The organism is Actinomycetota bacterium (genome assembly GCA_023488435.1).
Taxonomy (GTDB): domain Bacteria; phylum Actinomycetota; class Coriobacteriia; order Anaerosomatales; family UBA912; genus UBA912.
Genome location: JAMDCK010000036.1, coordinates 19,014 through 33,704, shown reverse-complemented (window position 1 = coordinate 33,704; position 14,691 = coordinate 19,014). Strand labels below are relative to the sequence as shown.

The 14,691-nt window shown below is 58.3% G+C and carries 12 protein-coding genes and 2 tRNA genes; 11 read left to right on the top strand and 3 right to left on the bottom strand.

Annotation, left to right across the window (positions count from 1 at the left end):
- The 5 genes from M1617_05890 to M1617_05870 form a co-directional block, all read left to right on the top strand.
- On the top strand, positions 1 to 547 hold a 547-nt coding region (locus M1617_05890), incomplete at its 5' end, for a phosphoketolase (GenBank protein ID MCL5887808.1).
- A 244-nt stretch (positions 548 to 791) separates the two neighbouring features.
- Positions 792 to 1,634, top strand: a complete 843-nt coding sequence (locus tag M1617_05885) for a C39 family peptidase (protein ID MCL5887807.1) — start codon at positions 792 to 794, stop codon at positions 1,632 to 1,634.
- Positions 1,635 to 1,707: 73 nt separating this feature from the next.
- Positions 1,708 to 2,760, top strand: a complete 1,053-nt coding sequence (locus M1617_05880; protein ID MCL5887806.1) for a hypothetical protein — start codon at positions 1,708 to 1,710, stop codon at positions 2,758 to 2,760.
- 110 nt (positions 2,761 to 2,870) lie between these two features.
- Positions 2,871 to 6,107 carry a carbamoyl-phosphate synthase large subunit gene (gene carB, locus M1617_05875; GenBank protein ID MCL5887805.1) on the top strand — a complete coding sequence of 1,079 codons (3,237 nt, stop codon included), beginning with the start codon at positions 2,871 to 2,873 and terminating at the stop codon, positions 6,105 to 6,107.
- 27 nt (positions 6,108 to 6,134) lie between these two features.
- A tRNA-Val gene (locus tag M1617_05870) sits at positions 6,135 to 6,209 on the top strand.
- 46 nt (positions 6,210 to 6,255) lie between these two features.
- Here M1617_05870 and M1617_05865 read toward each other — a convergent pair.
- A complete protein-coding gene (locus M1617_05865; protein MCL5887804.1) occupies positions 6,256 to 6,447 on the bottom strand; it encodes a ferredoxin in 192 nt (63 codons plus the stop codon).
- 208 nt (positions 6,448 to 6,655) lie between these two features.
- Between M1617_05865 and M1617_05860 the strand changes: the two genes are divergently transcribed.
- The 3 genes from M1617_05860 (at position 6,656) to M1617_05850 (ending at position 8,499) form a co-directional block, all read left to right on the top strand.
- A tRNA-Asp gene (locus M1617_05860) sits at positions 6,656 to 6,732 on the top strand.
- 124 nt (positions 6,733 to 6,856) lie between these two features.
- A complete protein-coding gene (locus M1617_05855; GenBank protein MCL5887803.1) occupies positions 6,857 to 7,231 on the top strand; it encodes a phage holin family protein in 375 nt (124 codons plus the stop codon).
- A 23-nt stretch (positions 7,232 to 7,254) separates the two neighbouring features.
- Complete coding sequence (locus tag M1617_05850; protein ID MCL5887802.1) at positions 7,255 to 8,499, top strand: hypothetical protein; 1,245 nt, start codon at positions 7,255 to 7,257, stop codon at positions 8,497 to 8,499.
- A 10-nt stretch (positions 8,500 to 8,509) separates the two neighbouring features.
- Here M1617_05850 and M1617_05845 read toward each other — a convergent pair whose 3' ends face one another.
- The gene (locus M1617_05845) at positions 8,510 to 9,997 is read right to left on the bottom strand and encodes an HD-GYP domain-containing protein (protein MCL5887801.1); all 1,488 of its coding nucleotides are present in this window, start codon (positions 9,995 to 9,997) and stop codon (positions 8,510 to 8,512) included.
- Positions 9,994 to 11,901, bottom strand: coding sequence for a HEAT repeat domain-containing protein (locus tag M1617_05840; protein MCL5887800.1), 1,908 nt, complete (start codon positions 11,899 to 11,901; stop codon positions 9,994 to 9,996). Before M1617_05840 ends, M1617_05845 begins: the two co-directional genes overlap by 4 nt.
- A 136-nt stretch (positions 11,902 to 12,037) precedes the next feature.
- On the opposite strand from M1617_05840, the gene M1617_05835 reads away from it, so the two are divergent.
- The 3 genes from M1617_05835 (at position 12,038) to M1617_05825 (ending at position 14,681) form a co-directional block, all read left to right on the top strand.
- Entirely contained in the window at positions 12,038 to 12,532 is a 495-nt protein-coding gene (locus M1617_05835; GenBank protein MCL5887799.1) for an ImmA/IrrE family metallo-endopeptidase, read from the top strand.
- Positions 12,533 to 12,594: 62 nt separating this feature from the next.
- Positions 12,595 to 13,569: an ROK family protein gene (locus tag M1617_05830; GenBank protein ID MCL5887798.1), complete on the top strand. Its 975-nt coding sequence runs from the start codon at positions 12,595 to 12,597 to the stop codon at positions 13,567 to 13,569.
- Positions 13,566 to 14,681 carry a DUF362 domain-containing protein gene (locus M1617_05825; protein MCL5887797.1) on the top strand — a complete coding sequence of 372 codons (1,116 nt, stop codon included), beginning with the start codon at positions 13,566 to 13,568 and terminating at the stop codon, positions 14,679 to 14,681. The genes M1617_05830 and M1617_05825 overlap by 4 nt, the downstream gene beginning before the upstream one ends.
- Positions 14,682 to 14,691: the final 10 nt, after the last annotated feature.

Below are 14,691 nucleotides of genomic sequence, written 5' to 3'. Positions count from 1 at the left end.
GAGCAACGACTTCGGCGGGCAGCCGGATGTCGTGATGGCTTGCTGCGGCGACGTGCCCTCGCTCGAGACGCTCGCCGCGGTCGCACTGCTGCGCGAGTGGGCACCGGATCTCAAAGTCCGAGTGGTCAACGTCGTCGACCTGATGACGCTCACGCCTCCCGAGGAACATCCGCACGGCCTGACCGACAAGGAGTTCGATGCGCTCTTCACCACGAGCGCGCCAATCATCTTCGCCTTCCACGGCTACCCTTGGCTGATCCACCGCCTCGCCTACAGGCGCACCAACCACAAGAACCTGCACGTCCGCGGCTACAAGGAGGAAGGGACCACGACCACCCCCTTCGACATGGCCGTGCGCAACGACATCGACCGGTACCACCTGTTTGGGGATGTGATCGACCGCGTCTCAGCGCTCGCCCCGATCGCCGGATACGCCGGGCAGTTCATCCGCGACGCCTTAGTCGAGCACCGTGAGCACATCAACAAGTACGGAGAGGACCTACCGGCCATACGCGAATGGCGCTGGCCACACCCCGCATCTCAGTAAGCGGGCGGAGCATCGCGCGACACGTTTTCGATAATGTGTAGGTTCCTTATAGGCCCCGTTGCTACAACTGAAGCACGCCTTCGGATTGCGGGCTTACGAATAGCCGAAGGGGTCTGTCAGGGGACATAAGCAGAGAGGGTGTTGCCTATGGAAGCCTAGTAAGAATGCACCGATGGTGCTGGGGAGAGGCCCATCGGATGCGCCGAGTATTGTTGTGGCAAGTTGAGATATCGAGGGGGATATCATGATTTCGAGACAAGCGAGGTTGCCACGGGTCATCCGACTCGTGGTGGGGGTCGCGCTGGTGGGAGCACTGACAGCCAGCTCCGCATTCGCGGCACCAGTAGCTTCCGGGTCATCCGTGACGGGCGCACTGGCTGATGATTCGACTCTGACTGCTGCGGAGGCCAAGATGTGGGAGGATCTGACTGTCGCCAAGGAGAGGGCACTTGAGTCAGGCGCAGCAGTGGCTTCAGGCACAATCGGGGCGCTGGGCATTATCGAGGAGGGTCGTTTCGGACTGGTCACCAAGAGCGTCCCTGCCTTCAGGCAGGAGAGGACTAATTGGTGTGGCCCTGCCTCAGCAAGGCAGAGTCTCAGCTGGCACAGAACCTTCAGCAGATCTGCTGTAGCGCTTCCGTCTCAGGCCACCCTGGCCGGACGCATAGGCACTGTCCCTGAAGGAAGTACCAGCACCGGCATTGCCAGGGCACTCAATTCCTATAGCGGCACGTTTGGTAGATTCACGTACGTCGCTTCCGACTTGACTAACCAGTCAAATCCTAGACAGGCGTTCATTTTGCGCATCGGAAGTTCGCTTTCGGCCTCACCGGGCTCGGTTCCTATCATTCTGGCGGAGACGCAATACATTCCGCGATACCGCGGACATGCTGCACGGCACTATGTATCGGTAAGCGGTTACGATGAAAGGACGGCGCCGGTTAGGATGCGCAGTGTCGATCCACATTTCGATAGTCGCTTCTTTGGAATCTTTTGGGACCCAGTTGGAAGTACAACTGTGAACGGGCTGTTCAGAGCATGCTTCAGGGCTGATCAGGATGGAACGAACCTAGCCATGGTTTGGTAGCATGAGAGTTCGGGAGTCGGGTGACTGGCTCCCGACCTCGATGGGGTGGGGACTTTTCGACGGGAGGAGCGGGATGAAGCGAATACAGTTGGTGTTGTTCTTGGCCTTTGTTGTGGCCTCAGCGGGGCTGTTGGGGTGTCGAAGCGAAGGGAGTCCTCAAAGAGACGACGGCTCAGCGGCAGATCTCTATTCTGCGGCATCGACCCTAGACCTTCCATACCGCGAGTATGGTTCGGTCAACTCCGTGGACGGGCAGTTGTATCTTATTGTGGATGTCGGCAATAAGATCAACGATACGATCGTCTCTGTCGATCCCAAAACGGGCCAGCGGAAGATCGTCATGACCTGGCCCGAAGAGATTTCCTGGATGAGGGTGAATCAGGAATGGCTCGTTTGGGAGTCGGACAAAGAGGTAATGGCTCGGCCGCGCCGAGGTGGAGAGACCTCGGTGGTGGCGTCCTCCCAGCCGGTATTCGCCCCAGCACTGGACGGGGGAACCGTTGCGTGGATGGACTTGGGAGAGGACGGCGAGTACGACGTAGTGTTCCATGACCTAGCCACTGGGAGCACTCACAAAGTGGCCGATATCGAAATACCAAGCTACTACAATGCGTTCTTGGACCTCGAGGACGGCAGATTGCTTTGGACCGATGTCCGCGATGGAGAAGGTTATTATCGAGTGGCGCAGATCGGGGGTGTCAATCCCGACGAGATTACGGTGGAGGATTTTCCGGTGGGAGCCATCCAATTCCAATACCCTGGATACGCATTGGCCTTCAGGGATAGGTTCTACTCGATCAATTTCGACAACTACTACGAGTGGGACTGGAGCGTTCAGCAGTTTGGCTACTACTCGACGGCCACCAGTGAGTTTCGGCCTGTGATCGTGGACAGAGCCGTGTACTACTTCGAAATCATCGGCTCTAGGGTCGCCGTTGTCGACAGCCGGCAGCATCTTCTAATGTACGACGCGACTGATATGAGCCGTCATGTGAACCTAACCGAAGAATCGGGAGTGCGGTTCGAGATGATATTCGCGGCTGACCACAACACTTTGGTTGCAGTCGAGTTTAGGGACATCGAACAGGAGGATGGGTTCACTCTTCATGTGATCGAAGTCGAGTAGAAGTCTTAGTGTAGGGCCTTGGCATATCCGCAGCATTGATCTGAGGCTATTTCTTGCTGACTGGAAGCATTACAATCAAACAGGACTCAAAATCTTGAGAGAGGGGCTCAATGCCGCGCCGAGACGATGTCAAGAAGGTGCTGATCATCGGGTCTGGCCCGATCATCATCGGCCAAGCATGTGAATTCGACTACTCGGGGACTCAGGCGTGTAAAGCTCTGCGGTCGTTGGGGTATGAAATCGTGCTGGTCAACTCCAACCCTGCGACGATAATGACAGACCCGATCATGGCTGATGCCACATACATCGAGCCACTCAACGTGGAGACGATCACACAGATAATCGAAAAAGAACGCCCGGACGCCCTCTTACCGAACCTAGGTGGTCAGACGGCTCTGAACTTGTCAGCGGAACTGGCTCAATCCGGGGTGCTCGATCGCTATAACGTCAAGATCATCGGCATCAGCGAGGATGCGATACAGCGGGGTGAAGATCGACTGATCTTCAAGCAAACGATGGATGCGCTCGGTATCGACATGCCTAAGAGCACCGTCGTGACAACAGTCAAAGACGCTGAACTCATTGCAGCCGACCTAGGCTATCCGGTGGTGGTTCGTCCGGCTTTCACAATGGGTGGAACCGGAGGCGGGCTGGCATACAACATCGAGGAGCTCCGAACTATAGCTGCTCGTGGCATCCACGCCAGCCGAGTGGGCCAGATACTAATCGAAGAGTCGGTGCTGGGATGGGAAGAGCTTGAACTCGAGATAATTCGGGACTCCACCGGCAAGAAAATCACAGTCTGTTTCATCGAGAACGTCGACCCCATGGGAGTCCACACGGGCGACTCTCTGTGCACTGCCCCTATGCTTACCATTGAGCCAGCCGTGCAACAACGTCTGCAACAGCACGCTTATGACATCGTCGACGCGGTAGGAGTGATCGGCGGCACGAATGTCCAGCTTGCCCATGATCCAACCACGGGTCGCATCACGGTCATTGAGATCAACCCGCGCACATCCCGCTCCTCGGCGTTGGCAAGTAAAGCCACGGGACTGCCGATCGCGCTGATAAGCGCAATGTTAGCCTGCGGCCTGACTCTGGATGAGATTCCCTATTGGCGTGATGGAACCCTCGACAAGTACACGCCTTCGGGTGATTACGTCGTGGTGAAGTTCGCCAGGTGGGCCTTCGAGAAATTTCCCGGAGCGATCGATGAGCTTGGAACGCAGATGCGGGCCGTGGGCGAAGTGATGTCCGTGGGGCGCAACTACAAGGAAGCCCTAAACAAGGCTGTTCGCTCGCTCGAGATTGGAAGGCATGGGCTCGGTTTCGCCAAAGACTTTCACGAGCGACCTCTAGAAGAGCTCGTGGACATGCTGACGCATCCTTCCAGCGAGCGCCACTTCATCATGTATGAGGCGCTTCGGAAGGGTGCTACCGTCGATCGACTCCACGAAAAGACCTTCGTCAAGCGGTGGTTCATCGAGCAGATGCTCGAACTCGTCGAGCTGGAGACCGAGATACTGACTTTTGCAGGCCCCAAGGGCCTCGCTGGTTCTGGCTCGCGCCCAGCAGTCCTTCCCGACGATCTGCTTGAGAGGGCCAAGAAGGACGGATTTTCTGACGCATACCTGGCAATGCTGCTAGGAGCCGATGAAGCCGCGATCCGAGAGCGGCGCAAGACGTTGGGAATCGCGCAGGGATTCCAGCCGCTTCCTGTGTCGGGCGTCGAGGGCCGCAAAGACTACTACTACTCCACTTACAACGCTGTGGATGCCGTAGAAACGAGTTCTCGGCGCAAAATCATGATCTTGGGAGGTGGCCCCAACCGAATAGGACAGGGAATCGAATTCGACTACTGCTGTGTCCATGCGGCTTTCGCCTTCAAAGAACTCGGTTTCGAAACGATCATGGTCAACTGTAATCCCGAGACCGTGTCGACAGATTACGATACTTGCGACCGACTCTACTTCGAGCCGTTGACTCTCGAAGACGTTCTCGCCATCTATGAGAAGGAGCAGCCCGAAGGGGTCATCGTTCAGTTCGGAGGGCAGACTCCACTGAACCTAGCCGCCCAACTTGAGGCAGCCGGGATACCGATTCTCGGCACTTCGCCTGAGGCCATAGATTTTGCCGAGGACCGCGAGCGTTTCCGCCAGATGATGGGGATGCTCGGCATTCCAATGCCTGCCGCCGGAATGGCTTATGCGCTAGACGAGGCTCTTTCGGTGGCTCGGCGCATCGGATACCCGCTCATGGTCCGCCCAAGCTACGTGTTAGGCGGACGAGGGATGGAGATCGTCCACGACGAGTCCATGCTGCTGCGCTATGTTGAGTCGGCGGCCAAGATCACGCCGGACCATCCGCTGTTGATCGATAGATTTCTCGAGAATGCCATCGAGTGTGAAGCCGATGCAGTTTGCGACGGCCTATTCGCCTACGTGCCAGCCGTCATGCAGCACATCGAGTATGCCGGTATCCACTCAGGGGACTCGGCCTGCGTCATTCCGCCGGTCTCGATATCTGCCGAGAATCTTGCGCTCATCCAAGACTACACTCGTAAGATGGCAGTAGAGCTCAACGTGGTCGGCTTGATGAATGTCCAGTATGCGATCGCTGGGGACACGCTTTACGTTCTGGAGGCCAATCCTCGCGCTTCGAGGACGGTGCCGATAGTGTCCAAAGTCTGCGGTGTAGAGATGGTAAAACTCGCGGTTCGGGCCATGTTGGGCGACGGGCTGTCTGACGCGAGCACGGTACATAAAGCATTCCCGCACTTCGGGGTCAAAGAGGCGGTCTTCCCCTTCAATATGTTTCACGAGGTGGATCCTGTGCTCGGACCTGAGATGAGGTCCACTGGTGAAGTGCTCGGTATGGGGAGCAGCTTTGGTCTTGCGTATCATCGGTCTCAGGAAGCAGCTGGAGCCAAGCTTCCGACGGAAGGATGCGTGCTAATTACGGTTGCAGAGCGTGATCGGGAGCTGATACTTCCGGCTGCTCAAGAGTTCGTTCGACTGGGGTTCAAGATCCGGTCAACAGAAGGTACCTGTGGGTATCTGGCGGAGCACGGAATCGCAGCGACCGTTATCAGGAAACTGCATCAGGGGCGACCGAACATCGAGGACGCGATCAAAAACGGAGAAATCCAACTCGTCATCAACACGCCGGCCGGCAGGATCAGCGAGTATGACGACTCCTACATCAGAAGAGCTGCGATCAAATACAAGGTTCCCTATATCACAACCACGGCTGCTGCGGTGGCGGCGGTGAATGGGATATCAGCTAGACGGGCATCTTGTGACGGAGTCAAGTCGCTACAGCAATATCATGCCGAGATGATGTAGGATGTCACAGATGCGCTTAGCCGAGACGGGCGATTAACTCAGCGGGAGAGTGCCTCCCTTACAAGGAGGAAGTCGGGGGTTCAAATCCCTCATCGCCCACCACTCTCACTTGCGCGGGCAATCGTGTACGAGTCATCATCACGGGCACCTATCCCACGATCATGATCGCTTCAACCGGGCAGATGTCTGCGCAGTCCCTGATTGTGCCGTACAGTTCGGCACCCATCTCCTCGGCAAAGAAGATTGCGATACCCGACTCGTCGACCCGGAATGCCTCGGGACAGTACTCTTCGCACTCGCCGCAGCCGACACACCTGTCCTTGTCGATTACAGCTTTCATCGGTCCACCTCCGTTATTGAGACTCGCCATGGGAAGCGTTCTGTCTAAACTATTGATACCCAATGGGTGTCGCGTAGGCTCCCTAATCGCTCGGATAAGCCGTTGGGGCATGCTTGTACTCCCCTAAGAAACCGATTGGCTGGACAGCAAGGCCGGTAACAATGTACAATCCCGTTCGCTGTCTTCTTCGGGAAGACCCCGAACTCTCGGGGGTGTAGCTCAGTCGGTTAGAGCGCTGGCCTGTCAAGCCAGAGGTCGCGGGTTCGAGCCCCGTCACTCCCGCCACACACTTCACGCCAAGCCTCGATCGAGGCACAACATTTCTTACATGACACTACACGTGCTATTTTATCTATGCTCGTCCGGTTGCGGATGTGTATGGAGGCTGTTCGAGACAGAGAGGTGGAAGATGCACCTGCTGATTCGCTGGCTGATAAATGCGATTGCTTTGGTGGTTGCTGCTTTTCTGGTGCCCGGGATCACCGTGGAAGGGGATAGCGCCTTCATCGCGTTCGGCATCACTGCGATCGTGCTAGGACTCCTCAACGCCACGCTCAGGCCGCTGCTGACTTTTCTCACGTGCGGCTTCGTCGTCCTCACCCTCGGCATAGGCTTGCTGTTCATAAACGCCTTTGTCCTTTGGGCGGCAGCCTGGATTTCCAGCGACCTTCTCGGAATTGGATTCGCGATTGACGGCTTTTGGTCGGCGTTCCTGGGAGGGATAGTCGTGAGCGTCGTTTCGTTCCTGCTGTCATTGTTTGCGGACGGCTCATCGAAGACATAGCTTTCAGGCAAGGAATCGATCGTATGCAGGCATTCTCCACCAAGGCGCATAGCGGTATTCTGACGGCGCTACTGACAGTTGCGCTGATTTGGACTGCGCCCGTCGTCAGTCTCGCCCAACCAGGCGCCAGCGCATCGACGAATGCTGCTATCGAAGCCAGGCGTGCAGAGGAGCAAGCGGCGCGTGATGCCCTCGAGCGCTCAAGGGTCGCCCTAGAACAGCAGATCAATGAGTATCTGAGCATTGGGCAGAGACTTGAGGCCGCGCGCCTCGAGGTGAGCGACGTCGAAGCCCAGATAGCTGTTGCTGATGCAGAACTCGCCAAGAAACAAAATGCGCTGGTAGACAGAGCGATCGAGTTGTACCAAGGAGAGTGGGAAAGCACCATCACACTGCTGTTCCAAGCTGAATCCCTTGCGGATCTGTTCGCCCGCTATAAGTATCTCTCCCTGATCAATGAGCGCGATGCCCACCTTCTGAGGGACATGAGGATCGCACGGGTGGAGAGCGAATGGCTTCGGCATACTCTGAGCGACAGAGAAGAGCGGCTGGTCGATCTCCAGGAGGAGGCGGACCTCGCACGTGAGCGAATCGAGAAGGACATCACCGAGCAGGAGGCTAGAGCCGAGGCGCTCGGCGCAGACCTGGCCCAGCTGATGAGGCAGGCTGCCGCAGAGGCTGCAGCGGCGGCAGCGGCTCAAGCTGTATCGGGATCGGTAGTCTCCCCCGATGGCTTCTCGCCGGATTTGATAATCACCGATGCGAACTTCAGGGCGTCGCGCTCGATGAATGCTGCTCAGATCCAGCAGTTCCTAGAGCGCCAGACCGGGATTCTCGCAGACTTCCGGGCCCCCAATCATGCCGGAGTGATGATGAGCACCGCCCAGATGATCGAGGAAGCTGCGCTGGCATGGAACGTCAGCCCTAAGGTGATTCTGGCGACTCTACAGAAAGAGCAGTCTTTGTTGTCCCGCAGAAACCCCGACCAAAGGGCCCTGGATTGGGCGATGGGCTGCGGGAAGATGGACAGTAGAACGTTGCCCCAGTTCCAGGGTTTCGGCAGACAGATTTGGCACGGAGCCCGCGTCCTGGACAGGAACACAGCGGGCTTCACCCCTGGCGGAGAGCTCAGGATCAGCGGGAGCGTGGTTCGCCCGGCGAATGCGGCGACACACACCCTGTACCGATACACGCCCCACATGAGCGGCAACGTTTCATTCTGGATGATCTACTGGCGGCACTTCGGCGATCCTTTGGCGGGATCCTGATTCCAGCACTCTAGAGGTACTGCCAGGCATCATCGATACCTGCTTCGCTTGCAGGTATGCACTCCTTGATGGCCCTGACATGCTCGCCCGTCTGTGGGTCGACCACCCGCAGATCCACGGTTGATGGCTCGGGCAACCAGCGCCCTTCGGGATCGGCCAGGATCTTCACGCGGGGGTGCAGTAGGTCGTCGTTGTTCACCCTGAAGACCACAGCGAGCGAGTCGTCGTCTAGGCGGACTATCGCACCCATCGGATAGATGCCCAGCAGTGCGATGAATGCCTTGGTGACGGAGGGGTCGTAAGCCTTGCCGCGTCCCTGCATGAGGACGGCCAGCGCCTTGTCCGGGCGGATTTCTCGACGGAAAGGTCGGCGCGTCGTCATAGCGTCGTATGCGTCACACAGGGCGACTATCTTGCTGAACAGATGCTGACCATCCCCGGGCCCGATATCAGGGTACCCCTGCATGTCATGTCGGAAGTGGTGTTCGTGGGCAACGACCATCGGCATGTGATCGATTAGCTGGATGCGCTTGAGGAGCTCGGCGCCTTCCACGGTGTGATCCTTGACGACAGCCCACTCGTCGCTGGTCAGGGGGCCGGGTTTATTCAGGATATCCTCAGGAATATGCACCTTGCCGATATCATAGAGCAATGCCGAAAGGCCCAGAGACCTAAGTGAATCCTCGTCCAGATCAAACGACGCCCCCAGCGAAAGCGAAAGGATACACACGTTTATAGCATGGTTCAAAGTGTAGTCGTCGTGACTCTTGATCGCCGTAAGGCCGAGGACAGCTGCGGGGTCACTGAACAGGCTCTCCATCATGGAGCTGATGAAATCGTGCAGGAGATCTGTCTCGATCGCCTTCCCGAGTTTCATCCTGGTCTCGACATCGCGCATTGCAGAGAGCCCCGTGTCGTAAACCTCCCGGGCTTTCACTTTGTTGGCTCGCTGCTGCGACTCTCCTTCGGTTCCGTCGAGTGTGGTCGTCTCGGCGACGGTCACACCGGTGGCCCCCTGTGACTCGAGGAGCCGTCGCGCGGCCTCGGCATCGGGTATTGAGGTCTCGGCGAGCAGATTCACAAGCGCCTTCGCGTCTTTCCTGGAGAATCCGTCGAGGAACGTGATTGCCGAGATGCCCCTGACGAGGAAGTCGTCGACAAGCTTTTGGTAGGTCACGCTCTCTTCGGGGAAGACCTGGTTCTCAACGAAAACCGTCCGCTTGTATAGATTCACGGTCACCTGGTCGAATCCAAGTGCCCCGATCTCCCCGACGGCGGAGACCAGATCGTCGATGGAATCGGTCAGCAGCGGATGCGCCAGCGGGTAGAGTTGCGAGTTCGTGTGGGCCACCGCCAAAGCGCGAACCAGCTCCTTTGCGCGAGCCAGCCTGTCAGGGGTGGCGAAAGGAACGGCCGGTCTGACCCCAGCGCCGCCTGGGCTTTCAAACGGGACATCAGGCTTCGGGGCCGTGGGTGTACCTTCGAGTTGGTCTGTCATGATTTTTCCGCTCCCATGTCGATCGGCTGTACAGATTGTGGAGACTCCACGAGTGCTTGCCGCGCAAGGAATCGCAACTCCTTGCCCTGTCTGCCTAAGATGAATCGTCTGCTCGCCAGTTTTTCAAGCGAGCGCCTGGCTATCGGCGAATCCAGGCGCCCTAGGCACCTGACGATCGCTTTCCTCAGCTCGTGGTTCCTGTCGAATATGTTAATGTCTTCCAGGATTCTGACCAATGCAGGAATGGCCTCTGTCGCCCCCACCCTTGCGATCTCCTTAATCGCAAAACGCTGTGTCTCGGGATCCCAGTGGGCTACCGCGCCGGACAGCGCAGTTCGACTCTCACTATGGGCTATATCGGCAAGTGTCGTCACCGCCCTTCTGCGGACAGCTGCGTCAAGGTTCTCCAATGCCTGTACGATCACAGGGACCGCCCTCTTGTCCGCAATGAACGCCAGTGCCTTCAGTATACTTATCGCCCCCGAGGAATCCTCTGTGCGGATCATTCTTCCAGCAGAGGTCAGCAGTTGATCGACCATCCCCCGCAGTACTGGGCGGAAAAGGGAACGACGTTCCTGATCGGCTTCGGCAAGGAAGAGCAGCAGGGCGTCGGCACCCGTGGAGCCCGCGGTCCTGAGGATGTCGCCCGCCATCGCCGCTTCGGCATCGGTGGAAGCCGACCTGCACGCCTCTAGCAGAACCTGGACATCTTGTATCCTAGCGCGGGCTTGCTCGATATCCAGTGCAAGCGCCGGCGTGGACTGCAGTTCGTCAAGGCGGTTCAGGGCTCCCATCACTGCGCTGAAGGCGCCTGCGCTAATCGCAGGCACCAAGGATTCCCCGATAGCCTTGATGGAATCCGCATCCGGCCTCTTGGCGGAGAGGGTGACGTTGGTGTGCAGGGCCTTTCCTGCGGCGAAAACCGGCGAAGCTTTGGATAGCTGGTGACCAAGGTCTCCAGCGTCATCCATCGCCAACTCCAGGGCAATCATCTCAACGTCAGGAGCATCGGGTGCCATCTCAGCGCTCTCCGACTGGCTTGGCAGGGACAACAATAGCGAGATCGACTCGAAGACCGAGGCTGGCAGCTCGAGTGCTTGGGCGAGGCGATCCGGCTCGATGGACATCTTCTGGGCGGTCATCTTGAGTAGCCGGGCCAACGCGGATGGGTTCATGCGGGAGATGACGTCGAACATGCCACTCATCCGCTGTCCGGCCGTGTCGGTTTTCAGCGACATCTCAAGCAGGTTCAGTCTAGTGGGCTCGTCGAGCATCATGAGGGCTTGGACGATCCTCGAGGCGGCCAGTCCGCGGGTGGCCTCCTCCATCCGGTCCATGACCGTGAACAAGTCATCGCTGCCAGCTCCCTCCTCGGCGGATTGTTGCCAAGTGGTGACCGCATTGGTCAATTCGGTGCCGATCTCTTCCAGGGGCGCATTGATGATGTCCACGCCGAGCAGCCCGTCCTCTGTCGAGGCGCGCAGCGACACCTCGATGACTGCCAGATGGGTCACTCCGGCCCCTGTCAGCAGTGAGCGGATACTGCGCTGGCGTACGGATGCGGGATCGGAGTTCACGATGTGGATGAACGATCTGGCCTCCTCGGGGGTGATTCCTGGAGCTATGACCAGCTGGCCGCCTTGCATGGAGTGGAGGGTCTCTGCGAGCCAGGTGATCTGGGTCTGTCCCGGCGACATGGGCTTGTCGCCCAATGCGAAGCCGTTGGGGTCGATTGTGAATCTGAGCCCGCCAAGGGAGTTGGTGATCTCGTTGGATCGCCGGACCAGCTTCTCCAAGGACTCTTCCGGAATCGGACTGGTCGCCGGATAGAGTCGCGCTGCTGTGGACGCTACCGCCACAAGACGAAGCAGCTCTTCCGCCAGACTGTTACCCTCGTGGTCCAACTCATCTCCTTCGCCGATACTCGACCCGTAAGGCAGATATCGACTCATTCCGTGCGGGACATTATGTAAACGGACGAAACATTTCTTAAATGGTTGCCGATATATATGATTGTTTCCAATAACAGAAAGAGATGTCGTGCCACTTCGCACCGATTCATATTACCGAAGCATCGCCGAGGCTGCCCTGAAGCAAGCCGGAGTAGAGGAGCCCCCTGTGCCCATGGAGCGGCTAGCTGAAGCGTACGGTATACCGGTGAGACACGTGGAGATGCCATATTTCTTCGGCGGAGCCACGGTCAATGAAGACGGCTTGCCCGTGATCCTCTTGAATTCCAGCAAGGACGAGTATTCCCGCAGGAAGGCACTTGCTCATCTGGTCGCCCACATGGTGATCCTGTTGGCAGACCCGACAAGCACGTATCCGAGACAGGCCGGGGTCGATCATGCAGACGCCGACATTGTTGCCGACGAGCTCATCACCCCAGCGTACTTGGTGTTGGACCAGGCGCAGAAGTGGTTCAACGACCATCGGTATCTGTCGGGATTGTTCGGCGTCACTGAGGACGAGATGATGACAAAGATGTTCGATATGGGAATCATCAAGCAGAGGGGTATCCGTTGGGACTACTGATTTGTGTATTGCTGTGAGCGTGCGGGCAGCAAGTTCGTGGCTAAGGACCCAAGGAGGGTAAATTGCGCTCATCTTATGCAATCGGCGTCGACGTAGGCGGCACCCGCATCGCGGTGGGTCTCGTTGAACGCAAGGGTCGGATCATAAAGGACGCCAAGTCGCTCACGCCCAAAGGTGGGCCTTTTGCGATAGTCGACGAGGTCATCGACATGGTCGCTGAGGTCTCCGATGTGGTCAAACAGGGCGAGATCGTAGGCATCGGGATCGGTCTTCCGGCTCAGATAGATTTCGCTCGGCAGAGCGTTGAGTTCTGCACCAACCTGCCGCTGGCTGGCGTTGATGTCAGATCCCTTGTGATGTCCAGATTGAGACACCACGTGACGATGGACAACGACGGGAATATGGCTGCCTTCGGAGAATCCAAGTACGGGGCCGCAAAAGGGGTACGGCACTTTGCGATGATCACGTTGGGGACGGGCGTCGGCGGCGGAATGTTCATCGGCGGCGATCCTTATCGCGGATTCCGAGGACTGGGCGGGGAGATCGGGCACATGGTGGTGCAGCTCGATGGCCCGCCATGCCCATGCGGTGGAAACGGCCACGTGGAGAGCTACCTGGGAAGACCAGCGATCGCCGCGAAGGGCCGGGATGTCGCCTCTACCCATCGTGGACGTTCAATCCTCGAGATGGCAGGCGGCGACGTCAATGTCATCACCGCCGAAGACGTGATCAAAGCGTCCTTCGCGGGCGATGAAGCAGCCACGGAGATCCTGATGGAAGCAGGAGTCGTTCTGGGCAAGACGCTCGTCGGGATCGTCAACCTCCTGAACCCGCAGAGGATCGTGGTCGGAGGCGGCATCGGTGAAGCATGCCCCTTCATGATCGACCGGGCCGCCGAGGTGATCGGCGCCGAAGCACTTGCGGGACGCCGAGACGTTCGCGTGGTGCCTGCTGAGCTAGGCAATGACGCCGGGGTTCTCGGCGCTGCGGCCTTGGCGTTCGAGGAGAGCGACAGCAAGGAAGGTCTGAATCGATGAGCGCGGCGGCGAAGGTATGGTTCGCCCCGGTCAGAACGACAAGCAAGCGATCGTTGGTGACGCGAGCAGGCGAGCTGTTGGTCTCGGCCGGTCTGGGCGAAGTGATTGCCGATAAAGACCTTGTTGCAGTCAAGCTGCACTTCGGCGAGCAGGGCAACACCGGCTTCGTGAGTCCGGTGTTCGTGCGAGAAGTGGTGACCCGGGTCAAAGATGCCGGGGGCAAGCCGTTCCTGACCGACGCCAACACGCTTTACAGAGGCCAGCGCTTCAATGCGGTGGAGCACATCGTCTGCGCGCTTCGCAACGGGTTCAGCTATGCCACTGTCGAGGCACCGGTCGTCATCGCCGATGGACTCGACGGGCGCGAAGCGTGCGAGGTGCCAATCGAAGGATTCAAGCATTTCGATAGCGTCAAGATCGGCTCGGCAGCGGTCCACGCCGATGCGATGGTTGTCGTGACACACGTCAAAGGACACGAGGCCACAGGCTTCGGCGGGGCGATCAAGAACGTTGGCATGGGACTGGGGTCACGCAGCGCGAAGCAGCGGATGCACGCCGACTTCACGCCTGCGCCGGATCTGGACAAGTGTACTGCCTGCCGAAGGTGCGCGAAGTGGTGTCCGGTCGATGCGATCACGGTCGATCCGGTCTCCAAGGTCGCGATTGATCTTGCCACTTGCTATGGATGCGGCGAGTGTGTGGCGGCGTGTCCTTTTGGGGCCATCGCCATCCAGTGGAAGACCGAGCCCGCCGCTATCCAGGAGAAGATAGTCGAACATGTTGCGGGTGCGCTGTCCGGCAAGGAGGACAAGGTCATCTACCTTTCCTTCGTGATGAGCGTGACCCCGGATTGCGATTGCTGGCACTTCTCGGATGCGAGCATCGTGCAGGATATCGGTGTCCTGGCGTCCACTGACATCGTGGCCATCGATCAGGCGGCCTACGACCTGGTCACTGGCGCCAGGGGACTGGACGGCACCCGCGGTGAGGGATTGGCCGAAGGAGTCGACAAATTCGCATCGGTTTCCGGCATTGATGGTGGAATCTCGATGGCCTATGCTGAGACGACTGGTCTCGGCACGAGGAAATACGACCTGATCACAATCGCTTGAGGCACTGCCG